The following is a 20,555-nucleotide window of genomic DNA, read 5'->3' on the forward strand; positions in this document are numbered from 1 at the left end:
TTAACTTAAGGAGTGACATCTATGCCGACAACACCGCTATCGATTTATCTACTGAAAAAAGGAATCAATGCCGACACTTCAGTCCTCAAACTCAACAATGCGAACAGCCATAAGGTTGAGCTCGAGGGCACAACAAGTGTTATGCACGTTCAAACACCGACCTCCAACCCACCCGCTTTTGCAAAATTGTTCACTGAAAGTAATCAATTAACTGACGTTGACTTCGGAACAAACCAATCGACTGGCGCTGTGTTGGAGTTACAGCATGCTGGGCAGACCTTTTTTGTCGCCTTCGGTAAAGGCCACACTATGCTTGAAAAGGACTATATGGTTCATGACTTTGGATTGAGAACAGCCTTAAACCTGGTGGACACCAAAGACATCCGCGGTGTTGATACCGCTTCAAACAAAACCAAGCCTCTTAACGCTCGCGTTCAGAGTGGGTTAAGTGCGGAAGTCTCTGATTTTCCAATCGACATCGATGAAGACCTATTGTCTGCCATTGAGGGACTGAGCAACGATGCTGGCTTCGGCTCAAGAGTAAGTGGGCGTCGCAGAGCCTTAAAAGTGAACTTCAAGGGTAAGCTTGTTGAACTCCCGAAACTGCTAAATAAAGCCTACAAGAAGTACACCACAGCTCTGCCTAACGAGTTCAAGTGGGTGGAAAACATTCGAGAAGTCACTGACTCGACAATTATCTCAAGTTTGAACTGTGAGCTTGTGACGCTCCTCCAGAACTACAAGATGAATGGACCATCGCAAAACGATAACGTCTATATGATCGCGCCAGATGTGTATGACTCTGACACCGTAGTTGGCTTTAGCTATGGCGCCAATAGCAAGCAACGCTCAGATATTTTGAGCCTCCAGCGGTACCTGGACAAAGTCGTGGGTGAAAAGGGGACGCTGGAACTAGACCACCTTGTGACTGGTTACAAGGTGTTTGCCAAAGATGAAGATCATATTACGCGACATACTTGGACTGGTTACGAATGCTTGTACTGTGAACTTGAGAAAGACGGTAAACACTATGAGTTACGCGCTGGGTTTTGGTACGAAATAAATGTGGATTTCGTTAAAGAAATCAATGCAGTAATGGAAAACATTGCCACTTACGATGTTCCACTTCCAGATTACGACCATGACTCTGAAGGTGCTTATAATAAGTATGTTGCGGCTAACGACGCTAACATTGAGTGCTTGGATACCAAGAATATCTATCTTGGTGGCGGACAAAGCCGATTCGAGTTCTGTGACTTGGTCAATAAAAACAACGGCTTTGATAACAAGACTGACCTAATCCATGTGAAACACTACACTTCTTCCGCCACTTTGAGCCACCTTTTTAGCCAAGGTGTAGTGTCAGCTGAAATTTTTCGCAGAAGTGAAGAAGCCCGTCAAAAGCTATATTCAGACCACCCTGGTGTCATGCCTTTGACAGATCCAGCTGTCGCACCAAACGCTGGTGATTATCGAATCGTATATGCCATCTACGACATTGACGCCTTACCGACTAAGCTTCCTTTCTTTTCGAAGGTCAACTTGAAGAATGCTTATTACAGGCTGGATCTGCTGGGCTATAAAGTTGCACTTGCACACATTGATGTGCATCCAAACAAGAGAGCTCAAACCAAAGCGAAGCAAGCGAAAAATGCCAAATTACCAACAGCGGCTTAAACGAGAGAAACAGCGGCTATGCTGATTAAATGCGAACTGGCTTTAGCTGCTCGTTCAATGAAGGATCTATTCGACAAACGAAGAGCCAGTTATTCACACGGTCATCTGCAACTTACAGACAAGTCAGATGACCGTTGCTAGGGCACCGATAGCGCCGTTATTTACCCGTTTTCAGTTAGAACCGTATTCACTTTGTACGAGCCCCAATTGAGAATCAACTGTCTGATATTTATACGTTGCCCCCTTTGAGTATCAACACAGGTATCACTTAAATTAGGCTTGTGATGCTGGGATTTCAGCATTGCACCTACCAAATCAGCTTCATCAAGCTCGACGGCGAGCATAAACGGTGTATATCCAAGCAAGGCTGTATCATGCTTGGCGTTCATATCTGCACCATGCTCTATCAACAACTTGGCTATTGCCCTGAAGCTGTCAGCTGTCGAATGCCGGACAATGTTTTCTCTTACATAGTCTTTCGTAGCATTCAAACCCAATCGGAAAACAGGGTCATTCTGTTGTTCCATCATTACCTTTTTGAGTTGCTCTAGTTCGAAAGGCATTAAACCCGCAGAATGTGCACGCACAGATTGCAGATTCATATCGGAGAATTTCAAACTGTCCCAATGCATCTCGTGAAGTTTTGGCCGTGTGTGATGAGCAATCATTCCAATAGCCGTGAAAAGAGGCGTCTCACCGATTGTGTCATGCTTTCTATCGACCGTTGCCCCCATTTCTAACACCTTTTTCACGATATCTAATCGCCCAGTCTGAACCGCGCAGCCCAATGGTGATAGCTTTCGCTTACTGGAGAGCGAATCCAGTATGCTTTTTCTGTGTGTCTTTTCACTTATCAGTTTAAACAATCCATCATCCATCGAATTGAGCGGTGCCAAGTTAATTTGTATCGCTTGAACTGCCATCAATATTGCAGATTCATTGCTGCTAGAAAGTTTGTTGACGTCCGCACCAGCCTCTAACAAACGTGCTACCGCGTCTAAATCATCCAGCATTGAGAAGTAAATCAACTGCGGCATTTTTTTGACCAAGCCGCCTTGTATACCAACTGAAAAGGATTTGTTTGGCTTTGTGAGATCAAGCACATGAGCAGTTTCATCCACCATCCAAATTCCGTTGTTTTCATGAGGTTCGGCTGGATATACCGAATTGGGGAAGAAAGACTCTCTAGGAAACATAGCATTGAAAAATTGGCTAAAAGCGGCGATTTCCCACGACTCGATCTCTTGTACTTTCGCTTTAAACGCATCATTGCTGTGTTCGGGAGGTAAGAGATCCAACTTGAACAGGACGGCCATTCGTCTGAGTCTATTGATGAACTTTTTGTCTGGTTTAGCACTACGACATGAAGCGGTTATCGCTTCAGTAATGATCTTTCCCGCATTCTCCCCTTGCCGGTATAAAACAAGTTCAAAGGCTAACTTGTAACACGATATCGCCAATGGCAACTCTCCCGCGTGCAGGTGGTACCGGGCTTTCATCCAGTGATAGTAATACGTTGTCTCATTATCTTTATCGAGTCGTTGTTGTTCTGCTTCCAACTGCGTAAGTAGCTCTAGGCAATGCTCTTTGTCATCTGCTTGCTTTGGTTTCCTGAGCCTTAGCAAATCAAAAAGCCCCAAAGCGAAATTCGTAGTAGAACAATAACGCTCCGTTCCTTCAGTGAGCAGTGCGCCAAGGCTTCTAACCATTTCATTCCAGCAGCCTTCAGCAGAGAGCTTCGACAATAAGTTCAGACAAGCACCGTCATTTTGAGAGAAGTAATAATCCCAAATCCTTGCGGTTATTAGCCTTGCCTTATATGTCCCCCAGCTATTACCGTCTCTCCATTGCTCTCCTATCGACGCAATGCTATCGAGTTCCGGTATATCTCGACCCGATGACCATACTCTTAATCTCTCTTTCTGAACTGGCGTCGCGTCCTGATAAAATTTCCGCCACTCTACGCCATCACATATCGATGCTATAGCTAAGTCCATCAAAGGTTGTCGCTTTTCAGCAACACAATTCGGCGTTAACTTCATTCCATCCAGCATGTCTCGACACAGCTCAGCAATCGCGAATGTCATGAAGTACTTACCTATTACTTCTCTCGCCTTCGATGCCTGAACGCCATCAAGGGGCATCCCATTAATTAGATCTATATACATGGACTCAACTCTTTCATACTCGCTCAGCATGTGGTCAGCAAAATAGACATTCACGTACTTACTGAGAGGAACATGGATAAGCTCTTGTTTGAGTGAGGAGAGCTGGTACGGGTTGATTTCCACTTGCTTACAAGCGTCATCTATCTTTTTCCCAGCTAACTTCTTAGTCCCCAAGCACTTTGCAATCTCTCTCAACAAATGTTGAAGCGTGAAATAAGGTGTAGTATTTGTATCGTTTGTATCGTTGCTCATAGAACTCTTTGAATTTCCTTTTTAAAATTTATAAAGGCGCGTTTGTCGCTTGGTGAGCCTGGCACAGTGAACCTTTTCCCTCCTGGGGAATAGAGAGATCCATGCTTCTTGCGACGCTGATATCGCCAATCCGCTTTCACCAATTTAGCGATTAGCTTTTGAATGTCCTTATTGCTACTGTATTTAGGCATAAAAATGAGGTGAGATATGCTCTCCCACCTCTCCCTTTTTACTTGCCGTTCTTTGCTGCAGCAGCTTGAGCTCGGGCTGCAAAGCTGCCTTTAGCTACTTGCCCGCCATTTGCCTTTGCGGCAGCTGATTGAATTCGTGCTGCTGCACTTGGCGTCATAGAGGTTGATTTAGTGTTCGACATGTTTTGACTCCTTCTGTTAAGTAACAACAGAAAAGCTACCAAAGCACGCAAAGAACCGCTCCCTCGCAAGTGGAGAGTTTTTTTCATGATTGAAAATGCCTGAATAAAACCAACTTCAGATATATGTCATGGCAGTGAACACATCTGTTTCACTGCTTAAGGAGTTGTTTATGTTGGCTTCTGATTATGACGGTCTTGAGCTACCTCAATCACTGTGTGCTTTGCTTGAGGAGACCCTCTCTCGGTACGAGATCCCAGACGATACCCGCCAGGCTGCACTGAATTGCCGCGATACCAAGTTCTACAAAACAAGGAAGGGATTGCACCCGGTCGAATTCAAGTTCAAGCGGGAAGAAGCAAAGGCGCCCTGGGTGCTGGCCTTTGTTGCGAGTTTCTCCTATCGTGACGAAAGCGATGAGTCGCTCGATGTAGAGCTTTACTTTCATCTTGCCAATCGTTGGTGCTTTCAACCTGACGCTGGCGTCGCCGACCTCAATCACCCCACGGTTTTAGATTTGTTTTACACCTGGTGCGCTGCATTTGAACGGCACGTCCACCAGCAAGCGTTTGACGATATTCAACTGACGCTGTTGCGTTAACCCCTTCTTAAATCCAATCACATCTTACTCTGTAGGAGGCATCACCATGTCTGACGTTACCTTTGAACCGTCGAGCTTACCGGTATCCAACAAGCTTCACGCACTGCTGGCGTTGACGCTGCTGGAGAAGCAAAAGCAAGACGCTGGCCTTTGCAATGGCCGGTACTTGGTCTTCAACTTTCGTGAAAGCAGTTATAGCGCTGAAACTGGTGGCTTTCATCCCGTTGAAATCGGCATTTGCAAAGCTGATAGCGGGACCTGGAATATCGAATACATCACCGACTTTGCTTACGTGGGAAACTATTACCCGGAGCTTGAACGGTGCATCGATTTCGACTTTCGCGTGCAGTCGTTCTTTGCTCAGTACTGTGGCTGGCAATCCATCAAAGGCAATGCTTCTGCTGTTGAGCTCTATCAGCTTTGGGAGGGGAATTTCCTGAGCTATGCGGAGATGGAGGTATATGACGAGATGAGCATTGCTGTTCAATAGCTGGTGTATCAACGAAAAAAACCTAAGAGGATTGCGGAGTTTGGCTGTCACGCTCCGCAATTTTCTTCAAAATCCATTCTGTTACCTCACTTTCTACCCAGGCGACAGCCCTACCGCCTAGGGACACGCTTTGAGGGAACTTCCCTTCCTTCATAAAGTTGTAAATGGTTGAACGTCCCAGCCCTGTTACGTGTTTCACTTCGCTCAATTTAATCAGTCTCATGGTGTTTTCCTTGTATTGGTTCATGAGATTGATTCGCGTGTAATTATTTACTTGTTTTGCGCCCTTTCTGGCGCCTGTTTACCGCATTCAAAGCCTCCACAGATATATGTCATCTCCCGGATAGACCGGTTTATTGTTAAGGAGGTGTTCTGTGTCTATTCGTTATCCTAAGCGCTGCTTTACGTCTGAAGACCAAGTGTTGGAGGCGGCAGCCGACATCATCGCGACACGGTTTGTTCGTGGTGATGCGTTTTGTAACCCGGACCACACCATGCAGTTTCTCAGTTGCAAGTTAGGTGGCTTTGATCGGGAAGTTTTCGCCGTGATGCTGCTCGATAGCCAGCACCGTTTGATTAAGTTCGACAGTCTGTTCTTCGGCACCATCGACAGTGCGACTGTCAATGCACGCGAAGTGGTGAAGTCCGCATTAACCAGCAATGCAGCAGCGGTCATCTTGGCCCACAATCATCCTTCTGGTGATGCTGAACCGTCGAACGCAGACATCAGGCTAACCAGGACCATTTGTGATGCGCTTGCTTTGATTGAAGTAAGGGTTTTGGATCATATCGTGGTGGGTAAGTCCTGCGTGTCATTTGCACAACGCGGGCTGATTTAGGAGGTGGGCTATGGCATGGCATATTTTGGTTAAATTATTGCTGGCAAAGCCAGTCTTCAACCTTGCGGAAAGCCTCGTGGATAATGTCTTTATGGACAAGACAGCACCAAAGCGAGGTTCAGTCGTTTACTGTGACCTCGCGTTTGGCTACGCCGATCACTCTGGTATCTACATTGGCAACGGTCAGATTGTTCAGCTTAATGGCAGAGGAATGATTGAAGTTGTCTCAGCGTCTCAGTTCATCCGCGATACCACGGCCATCAGTATCTATATCTCGTGTGACGAATACGGCGATGCTATTAGTGATGAAGTAGCAGCAAAAAATGCGGAGGCTTACCTCGGAATGGAAACCGATTACCACCCAGTTTGGCGGAACTGTCATCAGTTTGCTGCGTATTGTGTATCCGGTGATGAAGAAAACAACACCATATTACTCACTCAACTTAAATCCGAGTCCAAGTTCTATCAATGCACGCGAAAATGGCGAGTGTGGGATAGATAATCACTAAGGCAAATAATAAAGGGCTGGCGGACCCAGCCCTCTTATTTTTATCGAATATGACTTGTACCAAAGCGTCTGTTACCACGACCTTTTGCCTTTGTATCTATCTTGGCTAAATAGCTTAGTCGATAGAACAAATCATTTTTCACTCTAAAGAAATCATTCGACCTTACATTGAGGCGATACACAGGGTTTAATGGAAAATGAACCAAATTCCTAGCCATGTAAAAATCAACATTTAATGCACTTTGCCAAGCTTCCATAATCATGGTCGCCAAACAGTGGCGTTCACCATTATAGTCACCAGGCAGGTAGTATGTATCGGAACTCAAAAATATGGCAACATGATAGTGCTCTTTTCCATCCTCCCCATACTCCTTAGCCCAAACATAACCCAGCTCTGTTTCATGAGTTCTACCTCCTCTCTTGTTCTTCTTCTTCCTTTTTAAATCAGCAATGATTTTCTCATCCAACGACCGTATAAATCGACTAATAAATGCCCCATTAGAGGTGACAGGGTAATCGTCCGCATAAATACAATCTGGCGTATGAAGATCAAAACGCAAAGCTAGTGCTCTTGGGTGTTTAACAAGATGCCCCTCTATTACCTTCTCGATCCTATCCAAGCATCGAATGATTAATGGCGACTTAGGATATACATCATAACCTTTGTAAGTATTGTCGTAAGTTGGTTTTTCTTTCATGTGGTATTCCTTCTTGTGTTTGTTCAAAGGAATAGTCACTTGAGTTATTTTTTACTGATTACATTATCTTCTTTCCAAATCCTTCACTTCATTGAATGAATGTTACTTGTCTTATCGATATTTAGTAATGAGTAGTGCTTTTATACCTTCCATATAAACAAGCCGACATCACTCCCACACCACGAGCCAAGACTACGCGCCAAACAGGTCGGACTCAGACAATAGAAGTCACTCTAGAGTTATTAACTACGACTTATCACTCCAAGCCTCTAATGACATAGGTCCATCATTTTGAATCACATCTAAAAAATCATCATAAAAATCACTTTAATCCCACTTCAAAGTTATCATTAAATCACTTAAATATTACTATGTAATAGATATCTAATGGAGGCAATACATCGACATGGATCACATTATCAATGAGTTGAATTTTGAGGCAGAATCAGAAGTAGATCTCTTCCTATCAGAGATGAAACACAAGCTTTTTAGTGGCAGGGGATTTAGACAAACTAGGAGAATGGATAGAAAAAGAAAAGTTGAATTCATTAAGGATAAGTTAAAATCAAAAAAACTAAGTGAATTTGAGTTGCGTAGATTTATAAAAGAAACAAAAAAGATCATAGAGAAGAGCAAACTAGACAAAGATCAACTTGAGTTCTTTAATGATGCAGATAGTAGATTTATAAATTGGGCATGGTCGACGTTAAAGCTCGAAATTGAAAATAGCGATGACGATATAATCGATTATGATGATGAAGTATACTCTCTAGTAAATAAAAAACATTTAAATAGGAATTGCATTTCAGTTAATGAGAGAAAAAGATCACTCATAGACTCAATTCAAGATAGCAATACCGAATTAGAAGACAAGCTTGAGACAGTTGAGAAATTAAAAGACGAATGGATTGAAATTAAAAAAGAAAAATTAAATCTAAAATGGCTTAGCATTAAAAACCAAGAACAGTGCGAATGGGCATGGGAATACCTGATTGAGTATAAATATGAAACACCACACCTATACATTGAGCCAACTGGCTCAGTAGAAATGTACTGGGCAATTATTGCCAGCATTGATACCTGGGATAGTTTTGAAGGAGCCAAACTATTCTGCAAGAGCATTTCGGGAGCGTGGGCACAGAAAAAATATAGAGACAATCAATCAGACAGGAAGCAGTGTAACTATTACTTATCTGAAACAACCATATCTCAGCTAAGGGAAATATCGAAAAACAACAAGATTAGCATTACAAATGTACTGGAAAAGATTATCGCGAAAGCATACAAAGAAGGTTTCTGACACCGTATACTTAGAGAACTTCAGAGCGGTTATAACCTTTGTTTCTTGATTTTGATGCATCCAAATAACTTTTAAATATCTATGTTTTTAGCTGTTACTTTTTCGAGCAAGAAGTGGACTATAAATATGGCTAGTTATTATTTCTGCAATGGCACAACATCAAAGAACAAGCCATGCCAGAATCACGTCAGCAAAGAGGGAGAGAAATGCAGGTTTCATAATGGTGGAGGTGGTGGCGGTGATGCACTGAAAGCTACTTATAGAGCAGGTAAAGCTGCGCTAGACGCGATATGTTACCTCCATTCATGTAGCGATGCATTCTCGTTTATCATCGATTTAGCAAGCAAGTCACTTGAGTTGATGGGATATTCACTGAAATTCACATCAAACCACTCTTCACCAAGTTATCGTACAAACCGCCAGAGTTTTGCTGAAGATTTCAAGTATTGGTACAACGAAAATGAAGACCATGTAACTTCTGTACTTGAGTCTCTTGATGTTGAAGACTTCCAACAGTTTTCAGCACTATGCAACCTACTAGTTGCCCTCAAGCAGGAGGAGCAGCAAGACGAATATCCACCTTACACTCGAGGATGAGTTAGATGTTGAAGTTGAATTGAAAGCAAAGAGAGGTCTTCGGGGGAGATTGCCAAAAAGTCTTTGTATATGAATGCTCTCTTCAGGCCTCCTCCGAGCACGTCAATGGTCCCAAGCAATAAAGTTCCTACTGGCATTTGATGAATGTGACCTAGCTCATTTACTTGTAGTGCTCTCGAAGGTCAGGCATTGGTAGTTATGGTGTTTGGCAATGATTTCTCGTGGACTATGGAGCACACAGCTTCAATATGTTAGCTTGTCTAGCGATTCTGGACCTCTGTGGACAGCGCTAAACCGGACTGAACAAAAATCAGAAAGAAACGGTAACGCACTGTTGCAGCGACGATTTTTAGGTACACCATAAGGTACACCAAGGGTGTTGATTTAGGATAAGGTCTTTTCTAAACAGTTGGTTATCTGTCGGGTTCAACTTACGCCAGCCCACCAAATCGTATATACGACGACATCTTCGGATGTCAAAAGCCCGCCGAGGTCCTGACCTGGCGGGCTTTTTGTTTTCAGTACGGGATTTAATCCTCCTGCAATCCCTTATCCCTCGACGCCCCTTTCTCCCCCCCACGCTTTGACCATCGCTTCCAGTCCTTTAATACTCACATCCCGTTGCGGGAATGGGATGCTGACGCCTTGGTCAGTGAGGGTTTGGTAGATGTCGAACAGGAGGTCGGACTTAATGACTTTGAATTCTTTGATGTCGCGGACGAAGCAGCGCAGTTCGAACAGCAGGGCGCTGTCGGCCATGTCGGTGAAGACGACGCTGGGTGCGGGGTAACTGAGGATCATGGTGTGCTTTGTCGCGGCGTCCATCAATACTTGTTTGACAATGCTGAGATCGCTGCCGTAGGCGACACCGATAGAGACAACCAAGCGGCCGTGGTTCGAACGCAGAGTCATGTTCTTAACGATGCCGGCGATGAGATCAGAGTTGGGCACCACAACATCCTGCAAATCGAAGGTTTCAATTCGGGTGGAGCGTACAGCAATTTTACGCACGAACCCGGAATGGCCGGAGACTTCAATCCAGTCCCCTTCTTTGATGGGCCGTTCGATCAGCAGAATGATCCCAGAGACAAAATTCGAAACAATGGTCTGTAAGCCAAAACCAATCCCGACTGACAGTGCCCCGGCCACCACGGCAAGGTTGGACAGATTCAGTCCAGCCGCAGAGACCGCAATGATGATTGCCAGCGTATAACCGACATAACCCAACCCGGTGACAATCGCAGTGCGGGCGCCGGGGTCGGTTTTGGTTTTCGGGAGTACGGAATTGCGCAGGACGTACTGAATCCAGCGGGTCAGCAGTACCCCGGCGAGCAGGACCAGGACAAAGGTAATGATGACATCCAGCGACAGACGCACATCACCCAGTTCAATGCCGTCAGACAGTAAACGCCAGACTTCAGCGATATCGGTCAGGCGAGCGCCCCAGATCAGCGCCAGTCCCGGCGCAAATAACAAACAGATGATCACGATCAGCACAATGGGCAACAGGCTCTCACTGACCCCGGCATCCGGTGCGTCTGCCGGGCTGTCTGAGTTGCCGAAAATCCGGAAGATAAAATTCAGCAGACCGTAGTAAATCACCATGGCAAACGCGAGCAAGGCAATCGACATTACCATAGGGATGATGGCCTGACGTGCCAGGCTGTCATACCCCAGACAAACAAACACCACACTGAGCACACTGGAAGCTTTCATCAGCCAGACCAGCGCATTGAGTACCCCGCGGCTGACGTGGCTGGTCTGCTCGCTGTCCGCTTCCGTTTCATCGGCCCGGTTCGCAGCTTTTCGCAGCAACTGCGCCAATCGCCACATTAACCAGCTGCCGAACAGGATCACCGGTAAGGTAAAAAAAGCCGAGCTGGCAGCCGAAAAAGAATAATCCCCTTTCCAGGCGGTCAGCAGAATAATCAGCCCGATAAACACCCCAAGCCACTGACAGATATGAATGCCCTCCGTGGCAGACGCATCGTCCAGATGAATGATCCGCTGCTCCGGCGTCTGAGGACGGAAGATCAGAAAGCCCAGCCAGTGGCTGATCACGATATAAAGCGCCGCCCCCGCCAGCGACTGAATCGTCAGTTGTGCTGAGGGCAACGGCAGCTTTAGCTGCCCAATCGCAGTCAGCAACAACAAGGCCGAAAGCAACGGAAAGACGAGTCTCAGTAAGGTTGAGAACAGGTTACAAATCAGAATATGGCTCTTCCGGCGCAGCGTACGGCTGTACAGGTCCAGCTGGTTAATCCCCCAGGGCTGAGCCAGAATCATGGTGAGCACCGCCACAGCGGTCAGACCGACAAATGGCAGGATTGATCCTGTCATTGCCCTGGCTTTGTCTGCATCTTGCCGGGCGGCCTGAAACTCAGCTTTGACCTGACGCGCATACTGGACCAGTTCACTCAGCGCATCGCCCCAGTGTCCGGGCCACAATGGCGTCGGACTTTTATCCAGCAGTTTGTCGGTCAGCTGCCTGCGGATCACTTTATCCACTTCGCCCACCATCAGGTTGGCCCGTTCGTAGGCAGCAACCGCCAGAAAAAGGGGAGCGCTGGCGGTGGCCAGTTCATTTTCAAGCTCACTCCGGCGACTGGCGATCACCTCCGGCTCACTCTCACCTTCTTTGGGCGCCGGGCCGAGCGATTTAATCTGTGCCTCCAGCCAACGTACATCCACAGATTTGTCCTGCGAGATCTGGTATGCCTCGGCCCGCTGCTCAGCCAGCGTCGCCCGAATTTGCTCCAGTTTGGCGGTATCCGCTGACGGGGTTTTGAGCATATCCCGGGCCTGAGAGGCCGTCTGATCCCAGCTGACATAAGGCTCTTTCTGATGCAGAGCTTTCAGCTCCGTTTCTCCGGCACCAGCCAGTCCGGCATCCAGCAGCACTGGCACAAGACAAAGTAAAAACCACACTCGCCAGGCTTTCTGCCCCAATTTTCGACCAGCCTTTCGCCAAATTTTTCGCCAAAAATGTTGCCCGGCGTTTCGAGATTCCATCACCGCTTGCATGCACGACATCCAGCCACAGGAACACATCATGAGCTTAAGCGATAGCTGTTGCTCCGGTCGTCATAAGGCTAAGAAATCAGACAGAAATGAGCCGTTTGGATAACAACTCACTCGATAACAGTACAAACGAAAAATGCCGCACAAGGCGGCATTTTCAATGGCTGAAGTTCAATCAACTTATTCCATGTTGATCGCACTGATCTTATGGATGGCCAGATCGGCGCCATTAAATTCGTCTTCTTCGCTCAGGCGCAAGCCGGACAGTTTATCGACCAGACCGTAAACAATGAAAGCCCCGGCAAGTGCGATGACAATGCCGATTCCGGTACCCATCAGCTGAACCACCAGACTGACACCGCCGATGCCGCCCAGCGATTGCAGACCAAAGATCCCTGCGGCAATACCGCCCCAGGCACCACACACGCCGTGCAGGGGCCAGACGCCCAGTACGTCATCAATTTTGGTGTGATTCTGCATATAGGTAAACAGCCAGACAAAAACCGCTGCGGCTACAATCCCGGTCACGAAAGCACCCAGCGGGTGCATCAGATCGGAACCGGCACACACGGCAACCAGTCCGGCCAGCGGGCCGTTGTGAATAAAGCCGGGGTCGTTTTTCCCCAGAATAACCGCAGTAAGAATACCGCCAACCATTGCCATCAGTGAGTTCACCGCAACCAGCCCGCTGACGCCATTGATCGACTGTGCCGACATCACATTAAAACCGAACCAGCCGACACATAAGATCCAGGCGCCCAGCGCCAGAAACGGAATATTCGACGGGGCGAAGTTGGTGTGTTTTCCGGCCCGGATCCGGCCTTTTCGCATGCCCAGGAGCATCACAGCGACCAGTGCAATCCAGCCGCCGACCGCATGCACCACCACAGAACCGGCAAAATCGTGGAACACAGCACCGAATTGATTTTCAAACCAGGCTTGCAGGCCAAAATTGCCGTTCCAGATCATGCCTTCAAACAGCGGGTAGACAAAGCCGACAACAAAAAAGGTGGACACCAGCACCGGATTAAACCGGGCGCGTTCCGCAATCCCGCCCGAGACAATCGCCGGTATGGCGGCAGCAAAAGTCAGTAAAAAGAAAAACTTCACTAAGGCAAACCCGTTCCCCTCAGACAGGGTCTGCGCATCTTCAAAAAAGTGCGCGCCATAAGCCAGCCAGTACCCCACGAAGAAATAAGCCACCGTTGAGACCCCAAAGTCAGCCAGAATTTTCACCAGCGCATTGACCTGATTTTTCTGCCGGACGGTCCCGACTTCCAGAAACGCAAACCCGGCGTGCATCAGAAACACCATGATCGCGCCGAGCAGTAAAAATAGTGTATCCGCGCTTTGTGTCAGGGCCTGCACGGCCCCGGAAACCTGCGACATCGATTCAGTCATTGAACTCTTCCCTAAGTTCGCACAAGAACTGTGCAAAAAACAACCAACAGCCCCAAAAGAGGGCGAAACTTTACAAGACTCAGGGTTAAGCAATAAGTGTTCCAAAAACACCAGACATGGACACGACTGAACAGCAATAAATCAAGCTATTGATATTTCATCAAATAAAAAACAAATCTCGTATTATCAACATCGGGCAAAGGCTTTACGCCTGCACCACGAGCGTGCTGGATGACCTAAAGTTGTGCAAAGAAGTTTTTGGGAATCGAAAAAATGCCATTCCACATTCAGCCATCTTCAGCCATCTTCAGCCATCATTATTCGCACTTTTCGCATTGCCTGTATGCATGACCTGCTGGCAAACGCCCAATTGAGTCAAAGCACACCCAGAAACATACCCGAAGGGAATAATATCAGCATTCGCTATAGATAAACTTCACATCGCAAGCCGGGATATGAAATCGTTTACAAAAAGAAAAGCGTTTAAACGCTTGGAATCAAGTTCACATCTTTTGGCACAAATATCAGAAAACCTTGGGTTGCATATCATAAAATATGCACAAAACCTCACTTTTCATGCAATAAGCTTATTTCTTGAGGGAAATTGATATGATATTTTTATGCGCAGCTGGCAGGTCAATTTTCCTTACTGGCTTATTTTACTGAGAAAATATTGTACCATTTTTTACCCAACCAAGTGCAAAAGCATATTCCTTTAACGAAATCCATCGCACTTTTCAGCTTGAGTAAAGCCTTTAGACAAGGATATCAGTAAAATAATTTATGACTTTTGCGAATGCCTTTCGCATTCATTCTCACTGCGAGCGGGAAGCCATTCATATGGAATATTTAGAGCGAATTAAGCGCCTGGCAAAGATCCAAGGGATCAGCCAAAAACAACTCGGTGAAACACTGAGTCTTCAACAAGGGACGATGAGCCGGAAACTGTCCGGAAAGTACGGCATTGAAGTACGCGAGCTGGAAAAAATTGCAGAAACACTCAATACTTCAATCAGTTATCTGCTGACGGGTCAAATCGACTCCGGGACGCAGGCAACAACCGCCATCAGCCACGAAACGGGACATCATTCGACGTCAACCTACATTCCGATCATTCACCGCAAAGACTATCTGTCTTATCGTGAAGGCGGGAATGTCGAGGTACTGAGCAAACGTGCGATCCCGCAACACCTGGATCGCGAAGACTGCCTGGGCCTGCTGGTTGATAACGAAAACATTGCACAGTGCGCACCACTGGGCAGCTATGCGCTGGCCACGCGTAAGGCACCCTACCGTCCGAAGCAACCAGTGTTTGCCTCGGTCCGCGGCAGCGAGCCCGATTTTTATCATATGACGCAGCTGGCTGACGGTGTCGTCTTCTCCACCTCACAACCGGACTTTCCAAACCTGTTCGTCAACCACGACGAATTCAAAATTCACGGTTATATCATTCAGTCCGACTGGTCATTCGACCGCCTCTGATCGCAGATTTAGTGCTCCTGTCGCTCCCCCCTGACTCACAAATTCATCCGGTTTCGTCAGTCAGGGGTGACAGCGCCCCTTCAAATCGTACAATAGCGGCATGAAACTGAAGGAGCATGCCATGTCTATTGCTACACCATCCCCCGCCACAGACATCCACGTCATCGTTGCATCCACCAATCCGGCCAAAATCCGGGCCGTTGAGGCAGCCTTTTGCGACGTCTTTCCCGGGCAGACGCTGAGCATCCGGGGACTGGCGGTTGACAGCGGTGTCCGCGCCCAGCCGATGTGCGCCGATGAAACCCTCACGGGTGCACGCAACCGGGTCGAACATGCCAAATCACAGCAACCGGATGCTCACTTCTATGTCAGTCTGGAAGCCGGCCTTGATGAAGGCGCCACCTTTGCATGGATGGTCATCGACAATGGACAGGTGCGGGGTGAATCACGTTCAGCGTCCCTGCCGCTGCCGCCTCAGGCACTGGCTCGTTTACATGACGGTGAAGAACTGGGCGACGTGATGGATGACATGTTCCAGCAGCAGAACGTCAAACAGCAGGGCGGTGCGATTGCCATGCTGACCGGCCACAAGCTCAGCCGCAGCAGCGTTTATCAGCAGGCACTGATTCTGGCGCTGATTCCGTTCATGAACCCGGCCCTTTACCCCGCAGAATAAGCAAAAAAAGCACCGGCCCTGTCGGAGCCGGTGCATGTTCTCGAGTGCTGTCAGTCAGACACGAATACTTACAGAGCGTCCTGCTGTTTTTTCAGGATATCCGACAACCACTGACGGATGTCTGCATCATGGTGCTTCAGCTCATTGGACCCCCGGGTGATGGTCGCCACGCCGACGCCCAGCAGTTCGCTGATCTTCCGCTGACTGCGGTCGCCGTTCAGCAGCTCATGAAAAATATTCACCCGGGCAATCAGCGATTCCCGCTCATCCGGGGTCAGTAACAGGCGCAGCAGCAGTTCATCTTTGCCCTCGGCTGATGCCTGACGGAACAGGGAGACAATTTGCTGCCAGTCAGTAAATTCCGGCGTATCGGCTTGAGATGACATGGTTTTCCTCAGTCTTCGCCTGTGCAAAACAAGTTCCTCTGCACAGGCTGGTTAACGCTGACCGGATTCTACCCTGAACCGGAGCCGATATCGACTCTCGGCCTCAATACTGCGTGTTCAGTTCCTTGCTCGTCAGCAACTCCGTCGGATTCCCGGTCAGTTTGTCGTAATACACCTCAAACATCAGCACATTCTGAACATAGCCACGCGTTTCACCAAAAGGAATAGTTTCCATAAAAGTAAAAGCGTCCAGCTGACCATCGCTGAGCTCACGCCAGCGTGTCACCCGCCCGGGCCCGGCGTTATAGGCCGCAAAGGCAAAAATACGGTTATTGTCGTAACGTGCCAGCATCATCTTGAGATAACCACTGCCCAGACGGATGTTGACCTCGGGATCTAACAAACTGTTGCTGCCTTTGTATCTGTAACCCAGCTTCCGGGCCGTATGCTTGGCGGTCGCCGGCATCAGCTGCATCAGTCCCCGCGCCCCCACCGGAGACATCGCCTGCGGGTTGAGGGCACTTTCCTGCCGGGCCAGCGCCATCATAGTAGTCATCGACAGTTCACGTTTTTTCCCGAAAGACTGGAACTGATCTTTGAATGCCAGCGGAAAACGCAGTGACAGATGCTCCCACATCTGACCGTAAATCGTGGCCTGTACCGTCAGATGATGCCATTGATTTTGATCGGCATACCCTGCTAGCGGCCAGATGGCTTTCGGATCGAGATCTTTCAGCAGATACCACCATTCCAGATTGGCATCATAGACCTTATCCTGCGCCAGCATTTCCTCAATCCGTTTCAGGGCCGGCAAATAAGGCGTCACATCCCGCTCCGCTTCGGTCAGCGTATCGACGGGAAAATCAATTTTCTCGCCCAGCACCGTCGCGGCAGCCGCGCTGTAGAAATTCCGCTCTCCGAGCAGTGCCTGATACTTCGGCTTTGCGGCAGCCGGATCGCTTTTCGCCAGCAGATGCGCCTGCCAGAACTGCCAGCGCAGCGTGCGCTGTTCTTCATCAGACAGCTCCGAAATCCAGTCCTGCGCTTCATTCCAGTGCGCTTGCCGGAGGGCAACACGGATCCGGCGTTCGATCAGGCCGTCATCGCTGCTGTCCCGCAGCACCTGATCCCGCCAGCGGATTTGCTCCTGATTCTCGCTATCCATCAGCCGGGATGCGGTGAAATCTGCCAGGGCCTGTTTCTGCTCAGCACTGAGCTTTTGCCCCTCAGCCACCTGTCCGAACTGTTTCAGTGCAGCCCCGACGTCCGAAAACACCAAGCGCTGATACGCCAGCGTACTGAGCTGACGGTTAAAATCATTCACCTTGCTGCGCTTGGCAAAATCTGCCACCCCTTCCGGATTTTTGTACAGCGACAGCATGGTCTTGCCTTTTTTATCTGCTTTACCAGTCAGTTGCTTATCCAGAAACTTCAGCAGGCCATAGTTCCCGGCATCAAACACCAGCAGCATCCGGTCCAGAATCAGCTGACTGGTCCGTTTTCCCGCTTTCTGCCAGGCTGCCAGCAGCGGGTCGCAATCATCATCCAGCGACTGCCCGGTCAGCCATAACGACTTGGCACCAGCCCAGGCATCTTCTGTATGGCCGGTTTTGCTGAGTGCGTAGTAATACTTGCACTGATAACTCTCCCGGTATGGCGGTTCTTTCTGAAAATCGACCATGTCCTGCCAGCGCTTGGCATCGACCAGTTCATCCAGATAGGCATAGCCCAGCTTGATCGTGAAGGGAAAATCCTGATATTTATCGATAAAAGCCCGGACTTCCGCAGGTTTCCGGCGGGCCAGCCCGTCCTGAAACTGGCGGTAATCCAGATAAGGTGTCAGTGGGTAATCATTGAGTTTCGATCGGTACGACTTGTAAGTAGCCTGATCATCACTTTCCAGTGCCGCTTTGGCAGCCTCGTACCACGTTCTTTGCTGCTCCAGCGAAGCGGCCTGCGCGACGCCTCCACCCAGCAGCACCCATAGTCCAAGACCCAGAATCCAGCGACCCCGACGGTGCACAACTGCTTCAGACTGCATACGTCTCCTTTCCAGCTAATTTATTGTCTGCGCTCAATATGTTAGCTTTCCCTGCCACACCCAACGTCAGCCCGGCGTCAGGCTCAGGTCAGAAAGCCAGAGAAGCCTTCAATTTTCTGATCTGCGCTCCAATTTGTATGCGTTCAATCTGCCCCGGAAGGCGTTCACCTGATAGAACGGTCATCTATTCATCTTAATCATCATTGTGAGACATTGCTGTTAAACTTAGGCCCAGAATGGTTAAAATACCCCTTTCTCCTTAGATCTAGAGATGACTTACGGAAATGGCTGAATACGTCTATACCATGTCGCGCGTGAGCAAAGTTGTGCCACCTAAACGACAGATCCTGAAAGATATTTCACTGAGCTTCTTCCCGGGCGCGAAAATCGGCGTACTGGGCCTGAACGGTTCTGGTAAATCCACCCTGCTGCGGATCATGGCTGGCATCGATACCGATATCGAAGGTGAAGCCCGTCCGCAACCCGGCCTGAATGTCGGTTACCTGCCACAGGAACCCGTCCTGGATGAAGAGAAAACGGTTCGTGAAGTGGTCGAAGAGGCCGTCTCTGACGTCGCAAATGCATTGGCACGTCTGGATGCTGTTTACGCGGCATACGCGGATGCCGATGCCGATTTCGATGCCCTGGCGAAAGAACAAGGCGAACTGGAAGCACTGATCCAGGCGAAAGACGGCCATAATCTGGACAACACCCTGGAGCGTGCTGCTGATGCCCTGCGTCTGCCGGAGTGGGATGCCCAGATCAAGCACCTGTCCGGTGGTGAGCGCCGCCGTGTCGCGATCTGCCGCCTGTTGCTGGAAAAACCAGACATGCTGCTGCTCGACGAACCGACCAACCACCTGGATGCAGAATCTGTGGGCTGGCTGGAGCGCTTCCTGGTCGATTACACCGGTACAGTGGTAGCCATCACGCACGACCGTTACTTCCTGGACAATGCTGCAGGCTGGATTCTGGAACTCGACCGGGGTGAAGGTATTCCATGGCAGGGCAACTATACGTCCTGGCTGGAGCAGAAAGATGCCCGTCTGAAGCAGGAAGCCTCTCAGGAGAAAGCGCGTCAGAAAACCATCGAGAAAGAGCTGGAGTGGGTTCGTCAGAATCCAAAAGGCCGTCAGGCGAAATCCAAAGCCCGTATGGCCCGCTTTGAAGAGCTGAACACCACAGATCACCAGAAGCGGAACGAAACCAACGAGCTGTTTATCCCGCCGGGTGAGCGTCTGGGTGACAAAGTCATTGAAGTCAGCAACCTGACCAAATCGTTCGGTGATCGCGTCCTGATCGATGATCTGTCCTTCAGCATGCCGAAAGGTGCAATCGTGGGCATCATCGGTGCCAACGGTGCGGGTAAATCAACCCTGTTCAAAATGCTGAGCGGCACCGAGCAGCCGGATTCAGGCAGCATCGAACTGGGCGACACCGTGACCCTGGCATCTGTTGAACAGTTCCGTGACAGCATGAACGATACCAACACCGTGTATCAGGAAATCTCTGAAGGCAACGATGTCATTCGCATCAACAACTTCGAGATCCAGTCCCGCGCTTACGTGTCCCGTTTCAACTTCAAAGGCAGCGACCAGCAAAAACGCATCGGCGAGCTGTCCGGTGGTGAGCGGAACCGTGTCCACCTGGCAAAACTGCTGAAAGCCGGCGGCAACGTGCTGCTGCTCGACGAACCAACCAACGACCTGGACGTTGAAACCCTGCGAGCACTGGAAGAAGCCCTGCTGGAATTTCCGGGCTGTGCCATGGTGATCTCGCACGACCGTTGGTTCCTGGACCGGATTGCGACCCATATTCTGGATTACCGTGATGAAGGTCAGGTGAACTTCTTCGAAGGCAACTACACCGAATACACCGACTGGCTGAAAAAGACCCTGGGTGCGCAGGCTGCAGAGCCACACCGCATCAAGTACAAGCGCATTGCGAAGTAATCACTTCCCTGCAAAAAATAAAGGCTGCCTCCGGGCAGCCTTTATTTTTTTGGGGCGGTATATCCAGCAGTGATGATTGAAGGTTCTCTCAACAA

General features: G+C 48.8%; 18 protein-coding genes. 10 read left to right on the plus strand and 8 right to left on the minus strand.

The features are described from left to right. The first annotated feature begins 21 nt into the window (after positions 1-21). Entirely contained in the window at positions 22-1,677 is a 1,656-nt protein-coding gene (locus tag L4174_RS12895) for a TIGR04141 family sporadically distributed protein (RefSeq protein WP_248141275.1), read from the plus strand. A gap of 161 nt (positions 1,678-1,838) precedes the next feature. Here L4174_RS12895 and L4174_RS12900 read toward each other — a convergent pair whose 3' ends face one another. Continuing rightward, on the minus strand, positions 1,839-4,097 hold the full coding sequence (locus L4174_RS12900; protein ID WP_248141276.1) for an ankyrin repeat domain-containing protein: 2,259 nt from the start codon (positions 4,095-4,097) through the stop codon (positions 1,839-1,841). Positions 4,098-4,326: 229 nt separating this feature from the next. After that, the gene (locus L4174_RS12905) at positions 4,327-4,470 is read right to left on the minus strand and encodes a hypothetical protein (protein ID WP_248141277.1); all 144 of its coding nucleotides are present in this window, start codon (positions 4,468-4,470) and stop codon (positions 4,327-4,329) included. Between the two features lie 170 nt (positions 4,471-4,640). On the opposite strand from L4174_RS12905, the gene L4174_RS12910 reads away from it, so the two are divergent. Further along, the gene (locus L4174_RS12910) at positions 4,641-5,069 is read left to right on the plus strand and encodes a DUF2787 family protein (RefSeq protein ID WP_248141278.1); all 429 of its coding nucleotides are present in this window, start codon (positions 4,641-4,643) and stop codon (positions 5,067-5,069) included. Positions 5,070-5,115: 46 nt separating this feature from the next. Further along, positions 5,116-5,559 (plus strand): DUF2787 domain-containing protein, encoded by a 444-nt coding sequence (locus L4174_RS12915; RefSeq protein WP_248141279.1) that lies wholly within the window; start codon positions 5,116-5,118, stop codon positions 5,557-5,559. A gap of 22 nt (positions 5,560-5,581) precedes the next feature. On the opposite strand, the gene L4174_RS12920 is transcribed toward L4174_RS12915, so the two are convergent. Beyond that, positions 5,582-5,782: an AlpA family transcriptional regulator gene (locus L4174_RS12920; protein ID WP_248141280.1), complete on the minus strand. Its 201-nt coding sequence runs from the start codon at positions 5,780-5,782 to the stop codon at positions 5,582-5,584. Positions 5,783-5,933: 151 nt separating this feature from the next. Here L4174_RS12920 and radC point away from each other — a divergent pair, with 151 nt between their 5' ends. Next, the gene (radC, locus tag L4174_RS12925; RefSeq protein ID WP_248141281.1) at positions 5,934-6,398 is read left to right on the plus strand and encodes a DNA repair protein RadC; all 465 of its coding nucleotides are present in this window, start codon (positions 5,934-5,936) and stop codon (positions 6,396-6,398) included. A 10-nt stretch (positions 6,399-6,408) separates the two neighbouring features. After that, on the plus strand, positions 6,409-6,900 hold the full coding sequence (locus L4174_RS12930; protein WP_248141282.1) for a lecithin retinol acyltransferase family protein: 492 nt from the start codon (positions 6,409-6,411) through the stop codon (positions 6,898-6,900). A 47-nt stretch (positions 6,901-6,947) separates the two neighbouring features. Here L4174_RS12930 and L4174_RS12935 read toward each other — a convergent pair whose 3' ends face one another. Further along, positions 6,948-7,604: an inovirus Gp2 family protein gene (locus L4174_RS12935; RefSeq protein WP_248141283.1), complete on the minus strand. Its 657-nt coding sequence runs from the start codon at positions 7,602-7,604 to the stop codon at positions 6,948-6,950. Positions 7,605-8,010: 406 nt separating this feature from the next. Between L4174_RS12935 and L4174_RS12940 the strand changes: the two genes are divergently transcribed. Continuing rightward, entirely contained in the window at positions 8,011-8,904 is an 894-nt protein-coding gene (locus L4174_RS12940) for a hypothetical protein (protein ID WP_248141284.1), read from the plus strand. 126 nt (positions 8,905-9,030) lie between these two features. Next, a complete protein-coding gene (locus tag L4174_RS12945; protein ID WP_248141285.1) occupies positions 9,031-9,501 on the plus strand; it encodes a hypothetical protein in 471 nt (156 codons plus the stop codon). 549 nt (positions 9,502-10,050) lie between these two features. Here the strand turns inward: L4174_RS12945 and L4174_RS12950 are convergent. After that, positions 10,051-12,429 (minus strand): DUF3772 domain-containing protein, encoded by a 2,379-nt coding sequence (locus L4174_RS12950; RefSeq protein WP_248141286.1) that lies wholly within the window; start codon positions 12,427-12,429, stop codon positions 10,051-10,053. 273 nt (positions 12,430-12,702) lie between these two features. Beyond that, entirely contained in the window at positions 12,703-13,923 is a 1,221-nt protein-coding gene (locus tag L4174_RS12955) for an ammonium transporter (protein ID WP_248141287.1), read from the minus strand. 840 nt (positions 13,924-14,763) lie between these two features. On the opposite strand from L4174_RS12955, the gene L4174_RS12960 reads away from it, so the two are divergent. Next, positions 14,764-15,405, plus strand: coding sequence for a helix-turn-helix domain-containing protein (locus L4174_RS12960; protein WP_248141288.1), 642 nt, complete (start codon positions 14,764-14,766; stop codon positions 15,403-15,405). Between the two features lie 121 nt (positions 15,406-15,526). Then, complete coding sequence (gene yjjX / locus L4174_RS12965; RefSeq protein WP_248141289.1) at positions 15,527-16,081, plus strand: inosine/xanthosine triphosphatase; 555 nt, start codon at positions 15,527-15,529, stop codon at positions 16,079-16,081. 68 nt (positions 16,082-16,149) lie between these two features. Here yjjX and trpR read toward each other — a convergent pair whose 3' ends face one another. Continuing rightward, entirely contained in the window at positions 16,150-16,467 is a 318-nt protein-coding gene (gene trpR, locus L4174_RS12970; RefSeq protein ID WP_248141290.1) for a trp operon repressor, read from the minus strand. 103 nt (positions 16,468-16,570) lie between these two features. Beyond that, positions 16,571-18,508 carry a murein transglycosylase gene (gene sltY / locus L4174_RS12975; protein WP_248141291.1) on the minus strand — a complete coding sequence of 646 codons (1,938 nt, stop codon included), beginning with the start codon at positions 18,506-18,508 and terminating at the stop codon, positions 16,571-16,573. A 284-nt stretch (positions 18,509-18,792) separates the two neighbouring features. Here sltY and ettA point away from each other — a divergent pair, with 284 nt between their 5' ends. Continuing rightward, the gene (ettA, locus tag L4174_RS12980; RefSeq protein ID WP_248141292.1) at positions 18,793-20,460 is read left to right on the plus strand and encodes an energy-dependent translational throttle protein EttA; all 1,668 of its coding nucleotides are present in this window, start codon (positions 18,793-18,795) and stop codon (positions 20,458-20,460) included. The last annotated feature ends 95 nt before the right edge of the window (positions 20,461-20,555 follow it).

It is taken from the genome of Photobacterium sp. CCB-ST2H9 (assembly GCF_023151555.2).
GTDB lineage: Bacteria > Pseudomonadota > Gammaproteobacteria > Enterobacterales > Vibrionaceae > Photobacterium.

What these genes read in the sequence shown, in the direction of transcription:
- L4174_RS12895 (WP_248141275.1), top strand. Translation starts at nt 22, where the DNA reads ATGCCGACAACACCGCTATCGATTTATCTACTGAAAAAAGGAATCAAT.
- L4174_RS12900 (WP_248141276.1), bottom strand. Translation starts at nt 4,097, where the DNA reads ATGAGCAACGATACAAACGATACAAATACTACACCTTATTTCACGCTT.
- L4174_RS12905 (WP_248141277.1), bottom strand. Translation starts at nt 4,470, where the DNA reads ATGTCGAACACTAAATCAACCTCTATGACGCCAAGTGCAGCAGCACGA.
- L4174_RS12910 (WP_248141278.1), top strand. Translation starts at nt 4,641, where the DNA reads ATGTTGGCTTCTGATTATGACGGTCTTGAGCTACCTCAATCACTGTGT.
- L4174_RS12915 (WP_248141279.1), top strand. Translation starts at nt 5,116, where the DNA reads ATGTCTGACGTTACCTTTGAACCGTCGAGCTTACCGGTATCCAACAAG.
- L4174_RS12920 (WP_248141280.1), bottom strand. Translation starts at nt 5,782, where the DNA reads ATGAGACTGATTAAATTGAGCGAAGTGAAACACGTAACAGGGCTGGGA.
- L4174_RS12930 (WP_248141282.1), top strand. Translation starts at nt 6,409, where the DNA reads ATGGCATGGCATATTTTGGTTAAATTATTGCTGGCAAAGCCAGTCTTC.
- L4174_RS12935 (WP_248141283.1), bottom strand. Translation starts at nt 7,604, where the DNA reads ATGAAAGAAAAACCAACTTACGACAATACTTACAAAGGTTATGATGTA.
- L4174_RS12940 (WP_248141284.1), top strand. Translation starts at nt 8,011, where the DNA reads ATGGATCACATTATCAATGAGTTGAATTTTGAGGCAGAATCAGAAGTA.
- L4174_RS12945 (WP_248141285.1), top strand. Translation starts at nt 9,031, where the DNA reads ATGGCTAGTTATTATTTCTGCAATGGCACAACATCAAAGAACAAGCCA.
- L4174_RS12955 (WP_248141287.1), bottom strand. Translation starts at nt 13,923, where the DNA reads ATGACTGAATCGATGTCGCAGGTTTCCGGGGCCGTGCAGGCCCTGACA.
- L4174_RS12960 (WP_248141288.1), top strand. Translation starts at nt 14,764, where the DNA reads ATGGAATATTTAGAGCGAATTAAGCGCCTGGCAAAGATCCAAGGGATC.
- yjjX (WP_248141289.1), top strand. Translation starts at nt 15,527, where the DNA reads ATGTCTATTGCTACACCATCCCCCGCCACAGACATCCACGTCATCGTT.
- trpR (WP_248141290.1), bottom strand. Translation starts at nt 16,467, where the DNA reads ATGTCATCTCAAGCCGATACGCCGGAATTTACTGACTGGCAGCAAATT.
- sltY (WP_248141291.1), bottom strand. Translation starts at nt 18,508, where the DNA reads ATGCAGTCTGAAGCAGTTGTGCACCGTCGGGGTCGCTGGATTCTGGGT.
- ettA (WP_248141292.1), top strand. Translation starts at nt 18,793, where the DNA reads ATGGCTGAATACGTCTATACCATGTCGCGCGTGAGCAAAGTTGTGCCA.